Below are 20,420 nucleotides of genomic sequence, written 5' to 3'. Positions count from 1 at the left end.
TTTTAAGCAACAATACTCAATATTTGCACGTCTTAAATCATATCTACGAATACCATGTGCGAAATATTTGCTAAACAACCACAGGATAATTATCAGTTTATCACTCGTTCCATCCGCATTGACGGCCATGCCACCAGCGTAAAATTAGAGTCGAGTTTTTGGACGATTCTTGAAGAAATTGCCAGTGCGCAAGACATGACGGTTCCAAAGTTTATCAGCACGGTGTATCAAGAAGCACTGGAATACAATGGTGAAGTGAACAACTTTGCATCCTTACTGCGCTGCGCATGTCTCACGTATGCTCGCCAACCGGAAAACACACTCCATCAAGCGCTTGCTCAACTTAACGCTTAACACCTAACTATTCTTACCAAAATATTCAATGGCATCGATGAGGCTTTACGCCTCAATCGTAAGCTATTGAGCTTATTCTTATTTGTCGTACTCTAGTACTACCCAAACTCCTTTTGTACTCGCTAACCTATGCGGACAATTAAGGAGTACTCATGACAAAAATGATACACACCATGATCCGAGTACGCGATCTGGACCGTTCCCTACAATTTTACCGCGACGCACTTGAGCTAGAGATCAAAGACCAATACGTTTTTGATGGTTTCTCCCTAACCTATCTAGCAAATGAAGAAACAGGCTTTGAATTAGAACTTACCCACAACCACAACCAAAGCGAACCTTATACTCACGGTTCTGGTTACGGTCACCTTGCCGTTAGCGTGGACGACATCGAACAAGCTCACAAACGAATTAAATCTCTAGGTATTGAAGCAGGTGACATCAAAGCGTTTGACCACCAGCAAAAACACCTAGCGACCTTCTTTTTTGTCACCGATCCTGACGGTTACAAAATTGAGTTCCTGCAACGACAGGGACGCTACCTATAACTAAAACCGATAATTAAAAAAGAGTAAAAATTATGATTCACTTGACTGCTACCTTTCACGCACAACTGGGGAAAGAACAACAACTGAAAGAAGTGCTAACCCAAGCGCTTGAGCCAACTCGTAATGAAGAAGGTTGTGTTCGTTATCAGTTGTTCCAAGATAAAGACAACGCGAGCCACTTCGTTTTTCAAGAGCAATTTAAAGACCAAGAAGCGTTCGAATTTCACGGTAAAACTGAGCACTTTGCACGTTTGATCAACCAGATTGAAAACTTGCTTGAATGCGAACCGAAGTTAGCGTTCTTTAACGAACTGTAAGACACAAAACTTACCGCAAATAAAAAGGCACTCTTTATCGAGTGCCTTTTCGTATTTGGATGACACGCGATTACGCGTCTTTTTTCTCCACCATGTGCAAATGCACATCTTGTTGTGGGAAAGGAATCGAAATGCCTTCGCGATCAAAGCGTAACTTCACTTCTTTCGTTACATCCCAATATACCTCCCAGTAGTCATCTGTTTTAACCCAAGGGCGAACGATGAAATCTACCGACGAAGTATTCAAAGTGTGCACTTTAATCATTGGCTCAGGCGCGCGAAGTACCGCAGGGTGTGAAGTCACGATATCCGTTAGTACCGATTCCGCTTTCAATAAATCGTCTGCGTAACCAATACCAAACACCATATCCACACGGCGAATACGCTCATGGGTTACGTTCTTGATCACATCTCCCCAAATCTTACTGTTCGGCACAATGATGATCTGGTTATCGAAGGTGCGAATCGTGGTGTTCACTAAGCTCATGTGACTTACCTTGCCATCCACACCACCAGCGTAGACAAAATCACCCACATCAAACGGACGGTAAATCAAAAGCATCATACCCGCTGCGAAGTTCGACAACGTATCTTGCAACGCGAAACCAATGATCACACCGGCAATACCGAAACCAGTCAGAATTGGCGCTAAGTTCAAGCCAATCTGCGACAGGCCAACCATAATACCAATCACCCACACCACTTTACCGGACATGGAGATAAAGAAGTCCTGCATTAGGTGGGAAAGTTTCAAGTTCTTAGAAGACACCGCTTTGCTCACCACTTTGCGCGTGAGTTTAGCCAGTGCACGAGCAATCAATAAGATCAGCGCGAACACGAATAGCTGGAAGATATGCTGTGGTGCGTTTTCCGCAAACCAATCCACCGCGGAGTTTGACCAGTGACTGATGATGGACCACACCACTTTGGTGTCTAGCAAGTCGTGCGTGATGCTGCCTGTGATTTCAAAGATCTGACGCTTGTACTCCGACGTCTCAATACCCATTTTGTCGCCGATCGACATCAGGTTACGCAAACTTTCCGTTGCGATATTCAGTCTCTGCTTCACGATCAGTTGGCTAAGTTGCAAAGACGCTTTTTCTGATTCAGGGCTGGATGAAAGCTGCGTACCGATGATTTCTGCTTGTTGACGCAGATACGCCATCGATGCCGATAGCAAACGCATGCGCTTATCTAGCTTGTCTTGCAATTCCGCTTCCGCACGCTCATTTTGAACGCCTAATTGCTTGAGCCATGCCAAATTCTGCCAGCTCGAATCAAAGCTCACATCCAAGTAATGTTGAAGCTCGCGGTAGTCGTTAATAAGCGCGAGCTTTTCTTCGTCTTTCGCTTTGTTTAACTCTTCAATGACTTCTTTGGTTTTGGTCGTCAGATAATCGGTCGCGTCTTTTGAATACTTTTCCTGCGTTTTGACGAGCTTAATCAGCTTGTCACGAGGGATGGAGTCACGCTCAATCGCGGACGCTAATTGATTTCTCAACTCTTCATTTTTTTGGAAAAGTTGTAGCTGAAGCGCATCACGCTCATCACCTGCCGTTTGAGATAGGCTTTGCGATAAATCAACAATGTCGATGTTCAAGCTATCTATAGAAGCTTCTGCTTCAGAGATAATAGGAGGCTCTGTGCTTTCTGTAGCTTGCACAAAAATAGGGGTCATCATCGCGATGAATAAAGCGAATATCGCTACCCAAGGTGTCTGGCGATTTTTCAGGGGGAAATGAAACGTCATTTTTACCTCGTAGGAAACGAATCCCGATCGGAGCGATCAAGAATCGGAATGTAAAGCCTTGAAATGATATGCCCTAAGTTTACATCACTAAATTGCAAACCGAGCAGCATTTAGTTAATTAAGCGTCAGAGTTCAACAGTGACCGTCGTTTTGTCATCACTTATGAGAATCCGGTCTTTTATTGACCCTAAAAGCAAACAAGCCTTTCACTGTTGGTAAAAGGCTTGTTTCAATTTGGCTATGGGCGATTTGGGTGATTCAAAATGTGGTCTTCCCAATCCACCACATCAATTTCGTACACCACTTTGTTGCGGACACTTTCGCCCGCCGCGTGCATTGCGGATTTCGAGCCCGTAATCAACGGGTGCCATTCTGGTAATGGCTGATTTTCGGCTAACAGACGGTAAGCACACGTGTGCGGTAACCAAGTGAAATCGTCGATGTCTTCGCGTGTCAGCTTGGTGCACTCTTCGCCAGAGGTAAAGCGATTTGGGTAGTCCTTACATGAACATGTTTTGCTGTTCAGCCAGCTACACGCCACATTGGTGTAGTAGATTTCATCGGTATCTTCATCCATTAGCTTGTGCAGACAACACTTGCCACACCCATCACAAAGAGATTCCCATTCCTCTTCGCTCATGTGTTCTAACGATTTACTTTGCCAAAATGGAGTGCTCATACTTCAGGTCTCACCAAGGGAATTAGGGGCCGATTTATACTCTTCTCGCCGCAAAAGTTCAAGTTTTGAGACGATCTCCAATCGGCATCAAGTATCTAATACGATATTCAACCATTTTCAATTAACTGTTCTATCCTTATACGAGTTCGCATTATTTCATTGATCACGAAGGAATTAAGGAGTTTTCATGGGTATCATTTCTTGGATTATTTTGGGCTTGATCGCCGGGGCCTTAGCGAAATGGTTGATGCCAGGAAAAGATGGTGGAGGCTGGATCGCAACCATGTTGCTCGGGATTGCCGGTGCCTTTGTTGGTGGTTTCCTTGGCGGCATTCTTGGATTTGGTGGCGCGACAGGTGTAAACATCGGCAGCATCATTACCGCAACGCTGGGCGCGTTTATTCTGCTGTTTGTTTACAATCGCTTCTTGAGATGATCACAACGGTTTAAAAGCAAAAAGGAGCACTCTATTGAGTGCTCCTTTTTATTTTTTCTTAAGCGACTCTTCCAATCCACGTCAAAATGACCATAATTGCCCCCTCAATTTTTAAGAGGTTTACATTATGGATTGTCGATTAGGATGCGGAGCTTGCTGTATTGCGCCAAGTATCTCTTCACCGATACCTGGAATGCCCAAGGGCAAACCAGCAGGTGTTCGTTGCGTGCAACTCAACGATGACAATTTGTGTAAGCTGTTTGGTAAGCCTGAGCGCCCTAAAGTTTGTCACGATTTTAAGCCGTGTCCGGTTGTGTGTGGCAAAACCAACCAAGAAGCGCTCGACAACATCACTGAGCTAGAGCAACTTACTTAATCTATTCAGAGCACCCGTTTAGTCGTTCCCAAGCTCTCGCAAATACAAGTAGATGGTATCGCGCGATATACCAAGATGGTTTGCAACCATTAAAACAGCGTCTTTGTATTTAAAAATGCCTAGGCCATGCAGGCGCGTCACCAGTTCACGGTTGCGTTTAGAAGGCGCAATGGCTTCATTTTCCCACACTTCTGTTTGCACGGTTTCTATCGTACTGATGATGGTTTCATCAATATTACGCGCAAACGTTTCTGGTGAGCGAGCTCCACCAACACAACACTCGGTGTGTTGCTGAGGCAGCATTGCCTTTAAAAACGCCTGCATCGGTGCATCCATATCCACGTTGATACACAGCAAACCAATCGGTTTGTTTTTTGGATTTCTGACAATTGTCGTAATGGAGTGCAAGGTCTTTCCGTTCGACGTTTTCGTCAGGTACGAATCAGAAACGTCCTTGCCCTCTCTTAACTTCATTCTCGCTAAGTTGGTAATTGGGGCACCTTCACTGCGTTCCGTCACGTGCCCATTTGCGATTTTGATGATTTCCGGCGCTTCTGCATCTAAGCTGTGGAGAACCACTTCAGTGTGTTCACCATACATACGTGCAATGCCATCCACGACGTTTTTCATAGAGTTCAAAATATCGAGATCACTCTTGGTGAGTTTCTTTAGTAGCAATGTTACTTCCCTTAGCAAAAACTGGAGGTTAGGCCGACATAATATCGATAATAGATTTGTCAGTATACGGCATACCGAAACGAACCATTGAGCCAACATTTCTTATCGTTTGCTCAACTTCTTCGCCTACTATACCTTGATTCTTAACACTGTGGTTACCCATCGCCATCAAATATGAGCGCACCGCCGTTGTCGACGAAGTACACACTTTCATCGCACAAGAGGACTTCGCACCATCGCACACCATACCTGAACTGTCGCTGATGACGTTTTGAATGGCGTAGCATGATTGCTCAAATGTACCACCAGCTAAATACACCAGCGCCATAGAAGCTGCCGCACTGGTAACAGTATTGCCACAAAATGCGGATAACGGTGGGTAATAAGATTTGATGTAAATAGCCCCTAAATGGCTCATGATCAACGCGCGAGCCAACTGTTCTTCGTCGTTTTGGAATACTTCTGCCGCAACTACAACTGGCATTGTAGCGGCAATACCTTGGTTCCCACTGCCGAAATTGCTCATGGCTGGCAACGTCGCCCCTCCCATGCGAGCATCAGACGCCGCGGATGTCATCATCTGTATGCGACTCATTAAGTCATTGCCCAATAAGCCTTGCTCGATGTTGCCTTTTAGCGTGCGTCCAATTTCGAGGCCGTAACCTCGGTCGATACCTTCTTGAGCCAGCAAGGTATTGAGCTCTGCAGCTTGGAGAATGAATTTGATCTCTTCAAAAGGCGCTTGAGTGGCAAACTCATAGATTTGTTTGATCGAAATATCCACTCCTTCACAAACAGAAGCGGTTGCAACGCGTTGCTGCGGTGGAGCATCAAAAATCACGTCGCCATTGCGCATGATCTGGATAATGTTGGTGTGACCGCCACTGATCGTGACCGAAACAACATCGTCACCAGAAGTGAGCGTTACGCTGCAATAAATGAATTCTTGCGTATCCATGCGCGCTACAGTTACCCGCTCTTCATCTATCAATTGTTGCGCAGCAGCGACATCCTGCTCATTAATCCGAGCCAACACTTCCAGTTCTGCTGTTGGGTCACCAGCTAATGCACCAACTGAGGCGGCAATTTTGAGGCCTATCTTGCCCGTTCCGGGTACGAAAACACCCATCGAGTTTTTAAATAGGTTGTCTGAAACACGCACCTCTATCGCATCAATATCGGATGTGCCTAACTCTTTTCTAGCAACTGCTGCCGCGTACGCAGCAGCAATGGGTTCTGTACATCCTAATGCAGGTTTCACAACTTGCTTAATGATTTGGATATATTGTGTCCATTGCTGGTTCATGCTCTGTTCTCCGTATTACTTTTTATGAGCAATCGCTTCGACTTCAATTAACACGCCAAGAGGCAAATCTTTCACTGCGAAGCAACTGCGTGCCGGACAATCTTGTTGGAAAAACTCTGCGTAGACCTTGTTAAACTCGGCAAAGTCATTAATATTCGATAGGTAACACGTTGTTTTTAAAACAGTATCGACACTGCCACCACCAGCCTCTAAAACGTGCTTCAAGTTAGTAAGAGATTGATGACTTTGTGCACTGATGCCGCCTTCAACTACTTTTCCTGTTGCCTTATCAACGGGTAATTGACCAGAAGTAAAAATCAAATCGCCATAGCTAGTGCCATGTGAATAAGGTCCGATAGCAGCAGGCGCGTGTTCAGATGAAATCAATTCTTTCATTTTTAAATCCTCACATAAATTTTATTTTTTATTAAGAAGCTTCTAATTTAACTTCCGTATTAGCGTTATTTTTTCAATTAAATATGAATCAAACAACTAGAACAGATCACAAAATTCGTCAAAAAATCCAATTTATTTGAACTTTTTCGCCAAGATCTCAAATTTATCTGAATTTTCCACAAAAAAATTGGTGATATATGTTTTCTCAATTAAATTTGAGAAAAATCCATACTAACAAGAGAAACAATAAAATGAGCGTGACAGCACCTACACAAACCTTACCTATCGGTAAAGAGCCACCGCACGTAAAAGCAGGCATGGCTCTAGACGAGTGGAAAGCCGCGACCAAGTTTGATAGCACAGACTGGGGATGGGTGATCATGAGTATCGGCATGGCAATCGGTGCCGGTATTGTCTTTTTACCAGTAAAAGTAGGCGTATTGGGCCTTTGGGTATTCTTGGCCTCTGCCGTGATCGGCTACCCAGCGATGTACTTGTTCCAACGCCTTTTCATCAACACTCTCTCAAGTTCACCAAAGTGCCAAGATTACGCTGGCGTCATTTCCGGTTACCTTGGTAACAAATGGGGGGCGTTATTAGGTGTGCTCTACTTCATCATGTTGGTGATTTGGGTCTTTGTTTACTCAACAGCCATCAACAATGACTCGGCATCTTTCCTACATAGTTTTGGCATCACGGAAGGTTTACTGTCTGAAAACCCGCTATATGGTCTGGCTTTAGTGTGCGCGCTGGTCGCTATTGCATCTCGTGGCGAAAAGATTTTGTTTAAGGTCAGTACCGGTCTTGTACTGATTAAACTTTGTACCGTTGCATTACTTGGCGTCATGATGATCGAAAAATGGGATGTAGCGAATGTCGGTGCGATTCCAGAAACAGGCGCTGGTTTGAAAGATGCAATTGAGCTACTGCCGTTTACTCTAACGTCTATTCTCTTTATTCAAAGCTTGAGCCCAATGGTGATCTCATACCGCTCAAAAGAAAAATCAATTGAGGTTGCTCGCTTCAAAGCCATGCGCGCAATGAAAATTGCTTTCGGTATCTTGTTTGTGACGGTCTTCTTCTATGCGATTTCCTTTACGCTTGCGATGTCACATGAACAAGCAGTTAAAGCAGCAGAAGAGAACATCTCTGCTCTTGCGATGGTTGCGCAAGGTATGGACGGCACGACGCTAAAACTAATGAGTTTAATGCTGAATATTTTCTCAGTAATGACTGCGTTTTTTGGTGTGTACTTGGGTTTCCGCGATTCTTGCCAAGGTCTAGCGATGCTGGCTCTAAAAAAGGTCATGCCTGAAGAGAAGATCAATAAAGACTTGGTCACCAAAGGAATCATTCTCTTTGCGATTCTCATGGCGTGGGGTGCAATTGTATTGAATCTACCAGTCCTGAGCTTTACATCAGTATGTAGCCCTATCTTTGGTTTGATTGGCTGTTTGATTCCAGCTTACCTTGTCTACCAAGTGCCTTCTTTACACAAATACAAAGGCGCGTCGCTTTACTTGATTATTGCTACTGGTATTTTGCTGTGCGTATCGCCTTTCGTCGCATTTAGTTAAAACCTACATTGCCTTGGCTGTTACTCAGGTTGTGATGGCCAAGGCAAACTGAAGATTCAACCTCTCTTCTCCCTGCTTTTATCTCATCCTTGAGAACTCTTGCCACATACCGTCCTATTTGCAGTTTTTAAGCGATCTCCCTCACACTTTATTGACAATTCTCGACTATGTTCAGCGGGTCATTTAATTAGAAATTAGGAAATAACATGAACAAGTATTTGGCTGAGGCTTTTGGTACGTTCTGGCTAGTATTGGGCGGCTGCGGCAGCGCAGTGTTGGCTGCAGGTTTTCCAGATGTTGGTATTGGTCTGCTGGGTGTCGCTCTGGCCTTTGGTTTAACCGTTTTAACCATGGCATTTGCAATCGGTCATATTTCAGGTTGCCATTTGAACCCTGCAGTGACGGTTGGCCTTTGGGCTGGCGGTCGTTTTGATACAAAAGACGTTGCGCCTTACATCATCGCACAAGTGATCGGCGGGCTGATCGCTGGTGGTATTCTTTATGTCATCGCGACAGGACAAGCTGGATTTGATGTTGTTGGTTCTGGCTTTGCCGCCAACGGTTATGGTGAACACTCACCAGGTCAGTACTCAATGCTTGCTGCGTTAGTTTCTGAAATCGTGATGACGATGATGTTCCTTATCGTTATCATGGGGGCGACAGACAAACGTGCACCTCAAGGTTTCGCGCCTATTGCAATTGGTTTGTGTCTGACTCTTATTCACCTGATCAGCATTCCTGTGACTAATACCTCAGTAAACCCAGCTCGTAGTACAGCCGTCGCAATGTATGTAGGTGACTGGGCAGTTTCTCAGTTATGGCTGTTCTGGGTTGCGCCTATTGTGGGTGGCGTACTTGGTGCGGTTATCTACAAAAACCTGCTTGGTAAAGAATCAAACGATTAATCGTTCCCAACTCCCAAGATCAAAAAAGCCGCTGAATTCAGCGGCTTTTTATTAAATCTTATGTCGACCCAATAATGAGTGTGACAAGGTCGTGCCATCTACGAGCTCAAGCTCCCCACCTACAGGCACACCGTGCGCGATACGGCTAGCTTCGACTTGGTGCTCTCTGCACAACTCCGCAATATAGTGAGCAGTAGCTTCTCCCTCAACCGTTGGGTTGGTTGCAAGGATCACTTCAGAAATATCACCTCGACGTAGACGATAATCAAGCACGTCTAAACCAATATCACTTGGACCGATGCCATCAAGCGGAGACAAATGCCCCATAAGCACAAAGTATCGACCGGAGTATTGACCCGTCGCTTCAACTGCTGCGATATCTGCCGGGCTTTCTACTACACAAATTTGGCCGTTTTCTTGGCGTTTTGGGTTAGTACAAATGTGGCAAACTTCTTCTTCAGTAAAAGTTCGACATTCAGCACAGTGACCAATTTCGGTCATTGACTGACTCAGCGCATCTGCCAGTTGCAGACCGCCTTTTCTATCACGCTGTAACAAATGAAAGGCCATACGTTGCGCCGACTTGGGACCTACCCCAGGTAGACAACGTAAGGCCTCCATCAATTGTTCCAGCATATGACTGGTACGCATTGAAAATCCGCTTAATTAGATGTCAGCAGATTAGAATGGCATTTTCATACCTGGTGGTAGTTGCATACCGCCAGTTACAGAAGCCATTTTCTCTTTTTGAGTTTCTTCAACGCGACGTGCTGCATCGTTGAATGCCGCAGCGATAAGATCTTCAAGCATTTCTTTGTCGTCTTCCATCAAGCTTTCATCGATGTCAACACGACGCACACTGTGGCTACCAGTGATTGTTACTTTAACTAGACCAGCACCAGACTCGCCAGTTACTTCCATATTCGCGATTTCTTCTTGAAGCTTTTGCATGCGCTCTTGCATTTGCTGGGCTTGCTTCATTAGGTTGCCCATACCGCCTTTACCAAACATGTTTATCTCTCTGGTTTAATTGGGTGTTGCATCAGTTAATGGGGTTATCACTTGACGTTTTCAACCCCATTCCGTTTGTTAGTTAGATAGGGCGCACACTATCTTTATCAAGCTCTGCAGCAAAACGACGCTCGATAAAGTCGACATTCGGGTCGTTCTCCAAGCTGTTCAGCGCTTGTTGTAATTTCTCTTGATAGAGTCTGTCTCTCAGTTCAAGTGGTGTTTCGCCACTCTCTCCTACTTCGATACTCAAGTGACACTCTTCACCTAAAACCGTGTTTAGTGCGTTGAGCAGCTCACTTTGAGCTCTATCTGTATTTAAGTGTGCTTGGCTGCTTCTCAACTGTAAAGAAACGGTCGAGCCTTCTTTACTATAGTCAGAGTTTAGCGCAAGTTGTTCCACCAGCTTAGGCAGGTTCATCAAACTGATCATTTTCGCCCACTCGTTTTGTTCAAGTGACTCATCAATCAGCTTTTGTGCCATTTCTGGTGTTTTTTCATGCTCAAGCGCTTGCTTGAGCTGCGTAGGTGTCAGCTTGGTATTAACTTTCGTCTCAACAGGCTTACTTGGACGCCAGCGATACGCTTCTTCAACTTCTGGTTCAGTAGGCTTTGGCGTTGAGTTTGGCGACACCTGCGCGGAATTGCCATGCAATTGCGCTACTCGGTCGATGACCGATTCTGGTTTTGCAGATGCCGCTTTAGGCTTTTTTGTGCCACCATTTTGCGTTGTGTTTTGCTGTAAACCCTGCTTACGCTGTGAACGTAACTGATGACGTAAGCCTGCTGCTCCCATTCTTGATGGCGCAGGCGCGCTTTCTTGCTGAGGTTGAGCCTCTGGCGCTGGGTTTTCGCTCATTGGCGGAGCCATGTCGTACTGAGGAGGCGACATATCATAACCACCAGTCTGATAATCTGGCTGATATTGTGGCTCTTCATTCATTGACGCAGGCTGATTCACTGACGGACGAACGGGCTGCGAAACAGATTGTTGTGCTTGCACTGGATTTGGGCGCGACTGCTGTTGTGCTACCGGAGCCTGCTGTGCTGGCGCTGAATTCGTTAGACTCGCATTTGGCATCTGACTCAACTGAGGTTGAGATCCTGCGGTAACGATATTTGCACCGTTATTCGCTGATGGACGAAAAGCCAACATACGTAAGACGATCATCTCCATACCAACACGGCCATTTGGAGACAGCGTCAGATCTTCACGACCTTTTAGCGCAATTTGATAGTAAAGCTGCACATCTTGTGGGCTGAGCGCTTTACTTAATAATTCGATTTTTTCTGCATCAGGCTGTGCTCGGTCTAGTGACGCAGGCAGTGCTTGATACATAGCGATGCGATGTAACTGCGTCGCGATTTGTTGCAATAAACCGTCCCACTCAACACCATTCGCCGCCAATTGGTGGATTTTATCCATGGCTTGTTGAGGTTGTTTACTGCTGATCGACTCAAGCAAGTGAATCGCTTGATCCGTATCGATGGTTCCCAGCATGTGGCTAACGATGTCGGTTTGCACCGCACCATTGCCTAAAGCAATCGCTTGGTCGGCCAAACTCAGCGCATCACGCATACTGCCATCAGCTGCATGGGAGATCATACCGAGCGCTTTGGGCTCTGCTGAAACCTGCTCTTGACCCAAAATGTAGTCAAGTTGCTGATGAATATCATCAACACTGATTGGCTTGAGATGGAACTGCAGACAACGAGATAAAATGGTAACTGGCAGCTTCTGTGGATCGGTTGTTGCGAGCAAAAACTTCACATACTCTGGCGGCTCTTCCAAGGTTTTTAATAACGCATTGAAAGAGTGACGCGACAGCATGTGCACCTCATCGATGAGGTACACTTTAAAACGTCCACGAGCGGGTTTGTATTGAACGTTGTCTAGCAGTTCGCGAGTATCTTCAACTTTAGTACGTGATGCCGCGTCAATCTCAAGCAAGTCAACAAAGCGACCTTCATCAATCTCTCGGCAGGTAGCACATTCACCACATGGTGTGGCGGTGATACCAGTCTCACAGTTCAACCCTTTGGCAAACAAACGGCCGATACTGGTTTTACCCACACCACGCGTCCCACTGAATAGGTAAGCATGATGTAAACGGTTTTGCGCCAATGCGTTTTCCAGTGCCGTTAGAACATGTTTTTGCCCTACGACTTGGTCAAACTTATTAGGACGCCATTTTCGCGCTAAAGCTAAATAACTCATTGAATGTATTAATGTCCTTCAAAATCGCAAATGCTGAATACGTTTAGGCCTAATGCTTCTAAACGCTTATCACCACCGATTTCTGGTAGGTTGATAACGAACGCTGCGTGTTCAACTTCACCACCAAGTTGGCGAATTAACTTTGTCGTTGCCTCAATCGTGCCACCTGTCGCCAGCAAGTCATCCACAACCAATACTTTATCGCCTTCTACGATAGCGTCTGTGTGAATTTCTAGCGTATCAATGCCGTATTCTAGTTCATAAGATTGAGCAATGGTCGGGCGAGGTAGTTTGCCTGGCTTACGCACTGGAACAAAACCAACACCTAGCTCAAGCGCTAGTGGCGCACCAAATAGGAAACCACGTGCTTCTGTACCCACAACCTTTGTAAAGCCCATGTCTTTGTAGCGTTCAACCAGCAGACCGATGGTTGCTTGATACGCTTTTGCGTCTTCTAATAGGCTTGTTACGTCGCGGAAAAGAATGCCTGGTTTTGGGTAATCTTGGATGCTTTTGATGCTAGATTTGATCAGCGAAATTGTTTCTGTAGTCATAATACCGATTTACTTAGATTGGCTCATCACCCTCTATTCTAATCACAGTATCACGAGGGCAACGAACAATAGGTTTTCACCGCTATGTGCCTATTTTCTTAAAAGTCACAGGCGCTGAAAATACAAACGCCCACTCGAAGAGCGGGCACACTATTCTCTACAATCTTAGTGATTTTCTTCTCTGTCAGCAACCAACTCAATCACAGGTAGGCGCATAAACCAACTGAGTAAAACGATTAGCATCACTAAAAGAGCAATTTTTACCCAGATGATGGGGGCTACGATGATAGAAACGGTAAAACTAAGAATGATAAAAACCGCACCACGCTGTTTGACTTTAGGGCTCACCGCTCGATGACGATGCCAATTGTCTAAAATAGGACCGAAGGTTTTGTGATTGTGTAACCAATGATGAAATGCAGGGCTGCCGCGCATAAAACAAGCGCTTGCTAGCAAGATAAAAGGAGTGGTCGGTAAGAGAGGAAGGGCGATGCCGGCAATGCCAAGCGCTATACAGAGTCCACCAACAATATTGAAGAAGTAACGCTTAATACGAATGGTGAACTCCAATACACAATAGCTAGATTAAAAGCCTGCGTAACCGTTCATTACACGAAGCCAGGTTAGCGTTGCAGGTAGAGTTGGGATCAAAAGTACTGCAATGAAACCTAAAAAGTAAAAAATATTATAAGGCTCTTTAAAATCTTTGTCTGCCATGATGTTTCTTCTCACTAGTTGACTTTGCTTCTCCCAACACGCAGCGTTAAATTAACGTTGCATAAATGGGTCATTATTGTTTTAGGCGCTGACTATACCTTAAACAATTCCATCTAAACACCAACAAAAAGTAAGGTTATAAAATCATCAGTTATAGAACGACAGATTCAGGAAAGAAGAAAGCAGCACATTACATGCTGCTTTCGCCATATTAATTAAAGATAAGATCCGAGTTTGGCTTTCTAAACGAGTCGATTCACTCGAGTAATATTAAGGCTGAAACTGGATGCACCTAAACAACCTATCGACAACTGACCTGTTGTCTTCAGCGATAAATCTCGGGTGATGAAGTTTTTCATGCTACCATCGCCCAGTCGATTGCCTGCCGCAATATGTTGATTTTCATGTCCATCCGACCATTGGCTGTCCAAACCAGCAGGTAAAAGTGACACGCTTGAAGATGCTAAATCCGCCACACCAAATACCGCTTTCACCGCACCAGCACAATCTGAGCACTCAATGCCCTTCTCCATGATGTTTACCATGTCTTTCAGATCCGCACTGAAACTTTTTAAGTTTCTTAGGTAATCATCAAACAAAGCTCTCACCAGTAGCGTTGTCGCTACACCTCCATTTTCTTGGGAAGCAGAGTCCACTAAGTAGAAAGCAAACTGTCCATTCATCAACCAGCGATAATCAAACACCAAAGGCATCAAATCTGCCGACTGTAGTAACCGATAAGAACAACGCCAGTCACCTTGAGAGGCGTCTTTGTCAGGCAACAACGCATGCAGCAGATCTCTCGCTGCATTTGGGTTTTGTTGCAAGTACTCTAAATGCCAGTGCAGCTCTTGCTCATCTGGTATTTCTCCACCGTCATCTACGCGAAACCACTGGCTTGAAAAGTCACGTTGTTCTGCAAAATGACAGTCTGAGTCCTCAAGCGTATTGTCAATCGCTTGCGACAAATGTTCATAATTCCCTATCGGTTTTGGAAGAAAGTCTTTAATACCAAAACGCAACGCTTTCGCGACATCAGACATTTCATCTGTGCCAGACACCACAATAAGCGGTAACGATGGATACTCAAGACTGACTTCTTCTACGAATTCTATGCCATCTAATACGGGCATAGACAAATCACACAAGACTAGATCGGGTTGGCATTCCCTGAGTTGATGAAGAGCCTCTAGGCCATTTTCAGCTTCTACTACTTTGAAACCCTGACTTTCTAAATAAGCATTGGTTACGTTACGAAATATCGGATCATCGTCCACTAACATGATCAGTTTCCGATTAACCACTTCCTGTGCCGAGACCATTGCCGTTTGACTGTGAGTCTTGAACATACCTTTACACCTCACAAAGCTTAGTCAAAAAACAAAATTATTTAAGTTATTATTTTTGTTGTGTTTGCATAGGCAAAACGTTGCGCAGCAAGACTTGAAGCGGTTTCGCCTTGTTATAAAACGTAGCTTGAAAAAGTCATTTATACAAATTGTCAGTATTTACTCCAAGGCTCTTGCTGTGTTCAAATGATGCAACATGTTGACTTAAAGCAAGCTTTAATCACAAAGTTAATTATAAATTAGCCATAATTGGTAATTTAATGTGTCTGGAAATATGAAATTAGATGATTTGAACCTGTTTCGACTGGTTGTCGAAAATGGGAGCTATACCGCAACTTCGCGAAAAACCATGATCCCGGTGGCAACCATCACCCGACGCATTCAAGCGCTAGAAGACTCTGTCAATCTTCGACTATTGAACCGTCACGCACGTAAGCTTTCTCTGACTGAAGCCGGAGAACGCTTTTACCATGAATGCTCTCCCCTACTTCAAAGGCTGACATCAACCGCGGAAGAAATCACTGATGACTGCCGCGGTGCATCAGGCAAAATTAAAATTTCTGCGCCTTACAATCTGACCAAGCGCATGATGATGCCGATGTTTAATGACTTCATGAAGAAGTATCCGGATATCAATATCGAGCTGACGACAGAGAACAACGCTGATCAATTAGACCCAACGGAATGGGATGTTATTTTCCGTGTAGGCCCGCAACGAGATTCCAGCCTAATTGCTCGTAAAATTGGCGAAGTAAAAGATATTTTGGTTGCCAGCCAAGACTATCTAGCAGCCAACCCTGCGCCAAACCACGCAGAAGAGCTCTCAAACCACTCTTTGCTAAAAGGCTACCCACTTATCAAGTGGACACTGATCAACAGCAAAGGTGAGTCTGTGGTGAACGTAGAGCGTGGTCGTTTCCAAGCCAACGCACTCAATGTTGTTCGCAGTGCTTGTTCAGAAGGTCTAGGTATTACATTAATGCCTGATGTGATGATTAAGGAATACATCGAAAGTGGTGAATTGTTGCGAGTATTGCCAGATTGGAGCGCAAACCCGCGCGACATCTACATGCTGTACAACCACAAAGATCACTTGCCAGAGAAAGTACGTCTGTTCATCGACTTTGTGATTGCCTATAACATTCACTAAAAATGATACAAAAATAAAAACCAGAGCCTAGGCTCTGGTTTTTTTATCCCGATAATGATGGATGGCGCTGGTTTACGCGCCTTCGTTGTGCAGCTCTAGGTTCGCTAGATCTTGCTGAATTTCACGTTGCGTTTTTGCATCGTCATTACGCAAACCATCTAGGAAGTCGAGGTATTGTTGATCGATATCGCCAGTTACGTATTCACCATTAAATACTGATGTATCGAACTGCGTGATATCTTGGTTACCTAAACCTACCGCTTCAACTAAGTCATCTAGACGTTGGTAAATAAGCGCATCCGCACCAATCTGCTTACAAATGGTTTCGTTGTCACGACCATGAGCAATCAGCTCTGTCGCGCTCGGCATATCGATACCGTAAACGTTAGGGAAGCGAACTTCTGGTGCAGCAGACACCATGTACACTTTCTTCGCGCCGGAGTCGCGAGCCATCTCAATGATCTGTTCTGATGTCGTACCGCGGACGATAGAGTCATCCACCAGCAACACGTTCTTATCTTTGAACTCAGAGCGGATAGCGTTTAGCTTGCGACGCACTGATTTCTTACGTTGTTGCTGACCAGGCATGATAAACGTGCGGCCAACGTAACGGTTTTTAACAAAGCCTTGGCGGTAAGGAATATCGATCGCTTGAGCAATTTGTAGTGCGATATCGCAAGAGGTTTCAGGAATAGGGATTACGACGTCGATATCAAGATCGGCGTAATCTTCACGAATTCGCTCACCCAGCTTTTTGCCCATTTCAACGCGAGCACTGTACACAGAGATTTTATCGATGAAAGAATCAGGACGCGCAAAGTAAACAAATTCAAAAATACAAGGATTTAGCTTTGGATTGTCTGCACATTGCTTAGTGAACAGCTCACCTTCAAATGTCGCATACACCGCTTCACCCGGAGCTACGTCACGTACGAAGTCAAAACCGACCGCATCCAACGCAACAGACTCTGATGCAACCATGTATTCCGTGCGACCAGCGACTTCACGCTTGCCTAAACAAAGAGGGCGAATACCATGCGGGTCACGAAACGCAATCATACCGTGGCCGATGATCATCGCAGTTACTGCATAAGCGCCGCGAATAGTACGGTGCACATTGGTAACAGCGCGAAATACATCTTCAGCAGTCACATTGCCTTTTACTGTGTCAATTTCGTGTGCAAGTACGTTGAGCAGCACTTCTGAATCAGAAGTGGTGTTGATGTGGCGGCGATCTTTTTCAAACAGTTTCTGACGAACTTCGTGAGCGTTGGTCAAGTTACCGTTGTGGGCAAGTGTAATACCGAAAGGAGAGTTTACGTAGAAAGGCTGGGCTTCTGAGGCGCTTGAACTACCCGCAGTTGGGTAACGAACGTGGCCGATACCGACCTCACCTTGCAAGCGCTGCATGTGTCTTGCTTCGAATACATCCTTGACTAAACCATTCGCCTTACGCAGACGAAAACGATTGCTTTCTATGGTACAGATACCAGCGGCATCTTGGCCACGATGCTGTAACACCGTTAACGCGTCATAAATAGACTGGTTTACAGGCGTTGTGCCCACGATTCCAACAATACCACACATGTCCTAATCCTCGATTTGCGACAGTAGCTGGCACTACTAGATAGTGCCAGACAGAAAACTTGATGTTGCTTGTAAATGCTCGAAGAATGGGGCGATGATACGGCTGAACTCAGGGATCAACTGTGACTCTTTCCACCAATCCGAGCTTGGGAATGCAGTAAACGCATCCATAAAAAACAGCACCGCAGAAACAATTAAGACTCCGCGTAAACCACCAAATACAATTCCTAGAATTCGGTCAGTACCTGATAGCCCTGTTTTTTGTACCAGTTGACCAATGACGTAATTCACCACTGCACCAACTACCAAGGTTGCGACGAATAACGCCGCAATTGCGGCTCCGTTGCGAAACATATCATCTTTGATATTGGTGAAGTACACCGCCAATTTGGCGTAGTAGTTACTGGAGATAAAAAACGCTCCGAACCAAATAACCAAAGACAAAGCTTCTTTAGCAAAACCGCGAACTAAACTGATCAGAGCTGAAAATCCGATCACACCTAAAATGATAAAATCTATCCAATTCATGCTTTCTTCATCTTAAGTTGGCGCGCATTTTAACAGAAAAAATGCTGACGCAAACGTTTTCTTATGGATTTAATGGCTTAAATTTAAGCAATTGGCCTTTTGAACCGGTAATTTTTTGTAATTCTTGAACTTGTCGTTCAAGTTTACTTTTTGACACATCAGGGCCAACAATTACTCGAGTAAAGTCGTTCTCTTTTTTCGTATGAGCCTGATAACCACGCTTCTGCAAATCCGCAACGAGCGCCTCTGCATTTTCGTGATTCTTCAGCGCCATCAACTGAATGATCCACGCAGAATCTTCATATTGATTTTTTTCTTCAACTGGACGAACAGCAATTTCAACCTGCTCTGGCTGTTTTGGTTGCTTTACTTCGACGGGTTGTGGCGTAGGTTCAGGTTTATGCTCCGGCTGAGGGGCGGTAACCTGACGCTCTTCTGACTCTTGCACGACCGCCTCTACTGGTGATTCTGGTAGCGCAATGTCATCTTCTACTGGCTCTAAGATCTCGAAGTTTTCCACATCACTATCAAGTTCAGGTTTGATAGGAATGCTGGCAAATTCTTCTTTGTAGTGCAGTTTTTTACCATCTAGAACATCAGGGAGAACAATGACTCCCACTGCGACTAGAATGATGGTGCCGACTAAACGACTTTGGAATTTACTTGCCATCAAGTTACCTTTGATTACTTATTCTTTGATTGCCAATGCTCCAATACCTCACCTACGGTATGGAATGAGCCCGCGACCAACACAAGATCGTTTGAAGCAGCGCTGCTTAATGCACTCTCAAACGCTTCAACCGGTGTTTGGAACTGAACTTGCCCTTGCGGTAGGTATTGGCACAATTCATCCGCCGTTGCAGCTCGTGGCCCAGTCAACGATGCTGGATACCAATGCGTCGCGATAGGCTTAAGCGCGGCCAATGTCGCTTTGATGTCTTTATCATGCAGCATTGCAATCACAACGTGGATAGTTTTCCCCGCATAATGAGTTTTCACCTTTTCAACTAAATACTCAGCAGAATGAGGGTTGTGCGCCACGTCCAACACAATTTCTGGCTCGTGTTGAAGCACCTGCATTCGACCCGCGAGTCGAGCATTATTCAAGCCATTCACGATGTTTATGTCAGTGATTTGCAACTCCGACGCGCCTAGAGCCATTAAAGCAGTGGCAGCATTTGGAAGCGGTAGCGAAGGCAGAGGAAGATCCTCAAGCGTAAAAGCACCACTACTCCACTTCCAGCCTTTCTCAGTTAGAGCGTAGTCAAACTGGATGCCGACTTGGAAGAATTCAGCACCGATATCATCAGCATGGGCTGCAACCGTCGCTGGAGGCAGTGGTTGACCACAAATCGCGGGTTTACCTGCGCGGTAGATGCCCGCTTTTTCAAAGCCGATAACATTGATGTCATCACCAAGCCAATCTACATGGTCGATCGCCAGACTGGTGATCACTGACACATCGTGATCAACGACGTTTGTTGCATCTAGTCGCCCACCTAAGCCAACTTCAAGAAGCACTACATCGACGTTTTCGACTTGGAAAATACGCAGCGCTGCAAGCGTGCCGAACTCGAACAGACTTAAACTGATGTCACCACGTTGTTTTTCTACATAGTCAAACGCTTCACAGTGCTTAGCATCTTCCACGTCTACACCATTAATGCGCACACGCTCGTTATAACGAATCAGATGAGGAGAACTGTAAACGCCTACCGAATAGCCAGCGTCGAGTAAGATTGCTTCCATTAGCGCACACGTTGAGCCTTTGCCATTGGTTCCGGCAACAGTGATTACGGTGGGAGCAGGTTTGGTGAGATTGGCTTTTGTCGCTACCGCTTGAACGCGGTCTAAGCCTAAATCGATAGCTGAGGAATGAATATTTGATAAATAATCAAGCCACATCGCTAAAGGAGATGTGGCTTGAGGAATTGGGTTTTGGGTCATCTAACTTTAACCATTAATTTCTTTGGCTTTATGTTAG

General features: G+C 45.1%; 24 protein-coding genes. 8 read left to right on the top strand and 16 right to left on the bottom strand.

The genetic code is table 11. From position 1 onward, the window contains the following. Window positions 1-54 precede the first annotated feature (54 nt). The 3 genes from BIW15_RS06775 (at window position 55) to BIW15_RS06765 (ending at window position 1,219) form a co-directional block, all read left to right on the top strand. Window positions 55-354, top strand: a complete 300-nt coding sequence (locus BIW15_RS06775; protein WP_005460130.1) for a ribbon-helix-helix domain-containing protein — start codon at window positions 55-57, stop codon at window positions 352-354. Between the two features lie 152 nt (window positions 355-506). Next, the gene (locus BIW15_RS06770; protein WP_179115240.1) at window positions 507-902 is read left to right on the top strand and encodes a VOC family protein; all 396 of its coding nucleotides are present in this window, start codon (window positions 507-509) and stop codon (window positions 900-902) included. 32 nt (window positions 903-934) lie between these two features. Then, window positions 935-1,219 carry a putative quinol monooxygenase gene (locus tag BIW15_RS06765; RefSeq protein WP_020838681.1) on the top strand — a complete coding sequence of 95 codons (285 nt, stop codon included), beginning with the start codon at window positions 935-937 and terminating at the stop codon, window positions 1,217-1,219. 70 nt (window positions 1,220-1,289) lie between these two features. On the opposite strand, the gene BIW15_RS06760 is transcribed toward BIW15_RS06765, so the two are convergent. Both BIW15_RS06760 and BIW15_RS06755 read right to left on the bottom strand, forming a co-directional pair. Further along, entirely contained in the window at window positions 1,290-2,969 is a 1,680-nt protein-coding gene (locus BIW15_RS06760) for a mechanosensitive ion channel family protein (RefSeq protein ID WP_077280717.1), read from the bottom strand. Between the two features lie 238 nt (window positions 2,970-3,207). Continuing rightward, the gene (locus BIW15_RS06755) at window positions 3,208-3,648 is read right to left on the bottom strand and encodes a YcgN family cysteine cluster protein (protein ID WP_005460092.1); all 441 of its coding nucleotides are present in this window, start codon (window positions 3,646-3,648) and stop codon (window positions 3,208-3,210) included. Window positions 3,649-3,835: 187 nt separating this feature from the next. On the opposite strand from BIW15_RS06755, the gene BIW15_RS06750 reads away from it, so the two are divergent. Continuing rightward, complete coding sequence (locus BIW15_RS06750) at window positions 3,836-4,084, top strand: GlsB/YeaQ/YmgE family stress response membrane protein (RefSeq protein ID WP_005397239.1); 249 nt, start codon at window positions 3,836-3,838, stop codon at window positions 4,082-4,084. A gap of 127 nt (window positions 4,085-4,211) precedes the next feature. Next, window positions 4,212-4,460 carry a YkgJ family cysteine cluster protein gene (locus tag BIW15_RS06745; RefSeq protein WP_005460076.1) on the top strand — a complete coding sequence of 83 codons (249 nt, stop codon included), beginning with the start codon at window positions 4,212-4,214 and terminating at the stop codon, window positions 4,458-4,460. Window positions 4,461-4,478: 18 nt separating this feature from the next. On the opposite strand, the gene BIW15_RS06740 is transcribed toward BIW15_RS06745, so the two are convergent. The 3 genes from BIW15_RS06740 to BIW15_RS06730 are packed head-to-tail and all read right to left on the bottom strand — an operon-like array spanning window position 4,479 to window position 6,840. Next, window positions 4,479-5,138, bottom strand: a complete 660-nt coding sequence (locus tag BIW15_RS06740; RefSeq protein ID WP_005397228.1) for a transcriptional regulator — start codon at window positions 5,136-5,138, stop codon at window positions 4,479-4,481. Between the two features lie 28 nt (window positions 5,139-5,166). After that, window positions 5,167-6,444 (bottom strand): serine dehydratase subunit alpha family protein, encoded by a 1,278-nt coding sequence (locus BIW15_RS06735; protein WP_005479508.1) that lies wholly within the window; start codon window positions 6,442-6,444, stop codon window positions 5,167-5,169. A 15-nt stretch (window positions 6,445-6,459) separates the two neighbouring features. Then, window positions 6,460-6,840, bottom strand: a complete 381-nt coding sequence (locus BIW15_RS06730; protein WP_005479566.1) for a RidA family protein — start codon at window positions 6,838-6,840, stop codon at window positions 6,460-6,462. Window positions 6,841-7,157: 317 nt separating this feature from the next. Between BIW15_RS06730 and BIW15_RS06725 the strand changes: the two genes are divergently transcribed. Continuing rightward, window positions 7,158-8,417 (top strand): amino acid permease, encoded by a 1,260-nt coding sequence (locus tag BIW15_RS06725; protein ID WP_005494432.1) that lies wholly within the window; start codon window positions 7,158-7,160, stop codon window positions 8,415-8,417. A 206-nt stretch (window positions 8,418-8,623) separates the two neighbouring features. Further along, entirely contained in the window at window positions 8,624-9,322 is a 699-nt protein-coding gene (aqpZ, locus tag BIW15_RS06720) for an aquaporin Z (RefSeq protein WP_005460095.1), read from the top strand. A 51-nt stretch (window positions 9,323-9,373) separates the two neighbouring features. Here the strand turns inward: aqpZ and recR are convergent, their stop codons facing one another. The 7 genes from recR to BIW15_RS06685 all read right to left on the bottom strand — a co-directional run bounded on the left by recR (window position 9,374) and on the right by BIW15_RS06685 (window position 15,171). Next, complete coding sequence (gene recR, locus BIW15_RS06715; protein WP_005460088.1) at window positions 9,374-9,973, bottom strand: recombination mediator RecR; 600 nt, start codon at window positions 9,971-9,973, stop codon at window positions 9,374-9,376. A 30-nt stretch (window positions 9,974-10,003) separates the two neighbouring features. After that, window positions 10,004-10,333 carry a YbaB/EbfC family nucleoid-associated protein gene (locus BIW15_RS06710; RefSeq protein ID WP_005460082.1) on the bottom strand — a complete coding sequence of 110 codons (330 nt, stop codon included), beginning with the start codon at window positions 10,331-10,333 and terminating at the stop codon, window positions 10,004-10,006. Window positions 10,334-10,415: 82 nt separating this feature from the next. After that, the gene (gene dnaX, locus BIW15_RS06705) at window positions 10,416-12,551 is read right to left on the bottom strand and encodes a DNA polymerase III subunit gamma/tau (RefSeq protein WP_065767472.1); all 2,136 of its coding nucleotides are present in this window, start codon (window positions 12,549-12,551) and stop codon (window positions 10,416-10,418) included. Between the two features lie 8 nt (window positions 12,552-12,559). Continuing rightward, a complete protein-coding gene (apt, locus tag BIW15_RS06700) occupies window positions 12,560-13,105 on the bottom strand; it encodes an adenine phosphoribosyltransferase (protein ID WP_005460112.1) in 546 nt (181 codons plus the stop codon). Window positions 13,106-13,270: 165 nt separating this feature from the next. Next, window positions 13,271-13,675 (bottom strand): YbaN family protein, encoded by a 405-nt coding sequence (locus BIW15_RS06695; RefSeq protein WP_005494429.1) that lies wholly within the window; start codon window positions 13,673-13,675, stop codon window positions 13,271-13,273. A gap of 15 nt (window positions 13,676-13,690) precedes the next feature. Beyond that, window positions 13,691-13,822, bottom strand: a complete 132-nt coding sequence (locus BIW15_RS25265) for a hypothetical protein (RefSeq protein ID WP_005380608.1) — start codon at window positions 13,820-13,822, stop codon at window positions 13,691-13,693. Between the two features lie 242 nt (window positions 13,823-14,064). After that, window positions 14,065-15,171, bottom strand: a complete 1,107-nt coding sequence (locus BIW15_RS06685) for a response regulator (protein ID WP_025538207.1) — start codon at window positions 15,169-15,171, stop codon at window positions 14,065-14,067. Between the two features lie 274 nt (window positions 15,172-15,445). On the opposite strand from BIW15_RS06685, the gene BIW15_RS06680 reads away from it, so the two are divergent. Beyond that, complete coding sequence (locus BIW15_RS06680) at window positions 15,446-16,321, top strand: LysR family transcriptional regulator (RefSeq protein ID WP_005460107.1); 876 nt, start codon at window positions 15,446-15,448, stop codon at window positions 16,319-16,321. Between the two features lie 72 nt (window positions 16,322-16,393). On the opposite strand, the gene purF is transcribed toward BIW15_RS06680, so the two are convergent. From purF to folC, 4 genes are all read right to left on the bottom strand, one after another. Then, window positions 16,394-17,908: an amidophosphoribosyltransferase gene (gene purF / locus BIW15_RS06675; protein ID WP_005484378.1), complete on the bottom strand. Its 1,515-nt coding sequence runs from the start codon at window positions 17,906-17,908 to the stop codon at window positions 16,394-16,396. Between the two features lie 36 nt (window positions 17,909-17,944). Then, window positions 17,945-18,436, bottom strand: a complete 492-nt coding sequence (locus BIW15_RS06670; RefSeq protein WP_005484550.1) for a CvpA family protein — start codon at window positions 18,434-18,436, stop codon at window positions 17,945-17,947. A gap of 61 nt (window positions 18,437-18,497) precedes the next feature. Then, on the bottom strand, window positions 18,498-19,106 hold the full coding sequence (locus tag BIW15_RS06665; RefSeq protein WP_025536377.1) for an SPOR domain-containing protein: 609 nt from the start codon (window positions 19,104-19,106) through the stop codon (window positions 18,498-18,500). 14 nt (window positions 19,107-19,120) lie between these two features. Then, window positions 19,121-20,383 (bottom strand): bifunctional tetrahydrofolate synthase/dihydrofolate synthase, encoded by a 1,263-nt coding sequence (gene folC / locus BIW15_RS06660; RefSeq protein ID WP_024702569.1) that lies wholly within the window; start codon window positions 20,381-20,383, stop codon window positions 19,121-19,123. Window positions 20,384-20,420: the final 37 nt, after the last annotated feature.

It is taken from the genome of Vibrio sp. SALL6 (assembly GCF_002002385.1).
In the GTDB taxonomy this organism is placed as follows: domain Bacteria; phylum Pseudomonadota; class Gammaproteobacteria; order Enterobacterales; family Vibrionaceae; genus Vibrio; species Vibrio parahaemolyticus.
The sequence above is the reverse complement of the archived record's forward strand: the minus strand, read 5'-3'. Positions and strand labels throughout refer to the sequence as shown.

What these genes read in the sequence shown, in the direction of transcription:
- aqpZ (WP_005460095.1), top strand. Translation starts at nt 8,624, where the DNA reads ATGAACAAGTATTTGGCTGAGGCTTTTGGTACGTTCTGGCTAGTATTG.
- BIW15_RS06735 (WP_005479508.1), bottom strand. Translation starts at nt 6,444, where the DNA reads ATGAACCAGCAATGGACACAATATATCCAAATCATTAAGCAAGTTGTG.
- recR (WP_005460088.1), bottom strand. Translation starts at nt 9,973, where the DNA reads ATGCGTACCAGTCATATGCTGGAACAATTGATGGAGGCCTTACGTTGT.
- purF (WP_005484378.1), bottom strand. Translation starts at nt 17,908, where the DNA reads ATGTGTGGTATTGTTGGAATCGTGGGCACAACGCCTGTAAACCAGTCT.
- BIW15_RS06760 (WP_077280717.1), bottom strand. Translation starts at nt 2,969, where the DNA reads ATGACGTTTCATTTCCCCCTGAAAAATCGCCAGACACCTTGGGTAGCG.
- BIW15_RS06725 (WP_005494432.1), top strand. Translation starts at nt 7,158, where the DNA reads ATGGCTCTAGACGAGTGGAAAGCCGCGACCAAGTTTGATAGCACAGAC.
- dnaX (WP_065767472.1), bottom strand. Translation starts at nt 12,551, where the DNA reads ATGAGTTATTTAGCTTTAGCGCGAAAATGGCGTCCTAATAAGTTTGAC.
- BIW15_RS06750 (WP_005397239.1), top strand. Translation starts at nt 3,836, where the DNA reads ATGGGTATCATTTCTTGGATTATTTTGGGCTTGATCGCCGGGGCCTTA.
- BIW15_RS06665 (WP_025536377.1), bottom strand. Translation starts at nt 19,106, where the DNA reads ATGGCAAGTAAATTCCAAAGTCGTTTAGTCGGCACCATCATTCTAGTC.
- BIW15_RS06745 (WP_005460076.1), top strand. Translation starts at nt 4,212, where the DNA reads ATGGATTGTCGATTAGGATGCGGAGCTTGCTGTATTGCGCCAAGTATC.
- BIW15_RS06710 (WP_005460082.1), bottom strand. Translation starts at nt 10,333, where the DNA reads ATGTTTGGTAAAGGCGGTATGGGCAACCTAATGAAGCAAGCCCAGCAA.
- BIW15_RS06685 (WP_025538207.1), bottom strand. Translation starts at nt 15,171, where the DNA reads ATGTTCAAGACTCACAGTCAAACGGCAATGGTCTCGGCACAGGAAGTG.
- apt (WP_005460112.1), bottom strand. Translation starts at nt 13,105, where the DNA reads ATGACTACAGAAACAATTTCGCTGATCAAATCTAGCATCAAAAGCATC.
- folC (WP_024702569.1), bottom strand. Translation starts at nt 20,383, where the DNA reads ATGACCCAAAACCCAATTCCTCAAGCCACATCTCCTTTAGCGATGTGG.
- BIW15_RS06730 (WP_005479566.1), bottom strand. Translation starts at nt 6,840, where the DNA reads ATGAAAGAATTGATTTCATCTGAACACGCGCCTGCTGCTATCGGACCT.
- BIW15_RS25265 (WP_005380608.1), bottom strand. Translation starts at nt 13,822, where the DNA reads ATGGCAGACAAAGATTTTAAAGAGCCTTATAATATTTTTTACTTTTTA.
- BIW15_RS06755 (WP_005460092.1), bottom strand. Translation starts at nt 3,648, where the DNA reads ATGAGCACTCCATTTTGGCAAAGTAAATCGTTAGAACACATGAGCGAA.
- BIW15_RS06775 (WP_005460130.1), top strand. Translation starts at nt 55, where the DNA reads ATGTGCGAAATATTTGCTAAACAACCACAGGATAATTATCAGTTTATC.
- BIW15_RS06765 (WP_020838681.1), top strand. Translation starts at nt 935, where the DNA reads ATGATTCACTTGACTGCTACCTTTCACGCACAACTGGGGAAAGAACAA.
- BIW15_RS06670 (WP_005484550.1), bottom strand. Translation starts at nt 18,436, where the DNA reads ATGAATTGGATAGATTTTATCATTTTAGGTGTGATCGGATTTTCAGCT.
- BIW15_RS06770 (WP_179115240.1), top strand. Translation starts at nt 507, where the DNA reads ATGACAAAAATGATACACACCATGATCCGAGTACGCGATCTGGACCGT.
- BIW15_RS06680 (WP_005460107.1), top strand. Translation starts at nt 15,446, where the DNA reads ATGAAATTAGATGATTTGAACCTGTTTCGACTGGTTGTCGAAAATGGG.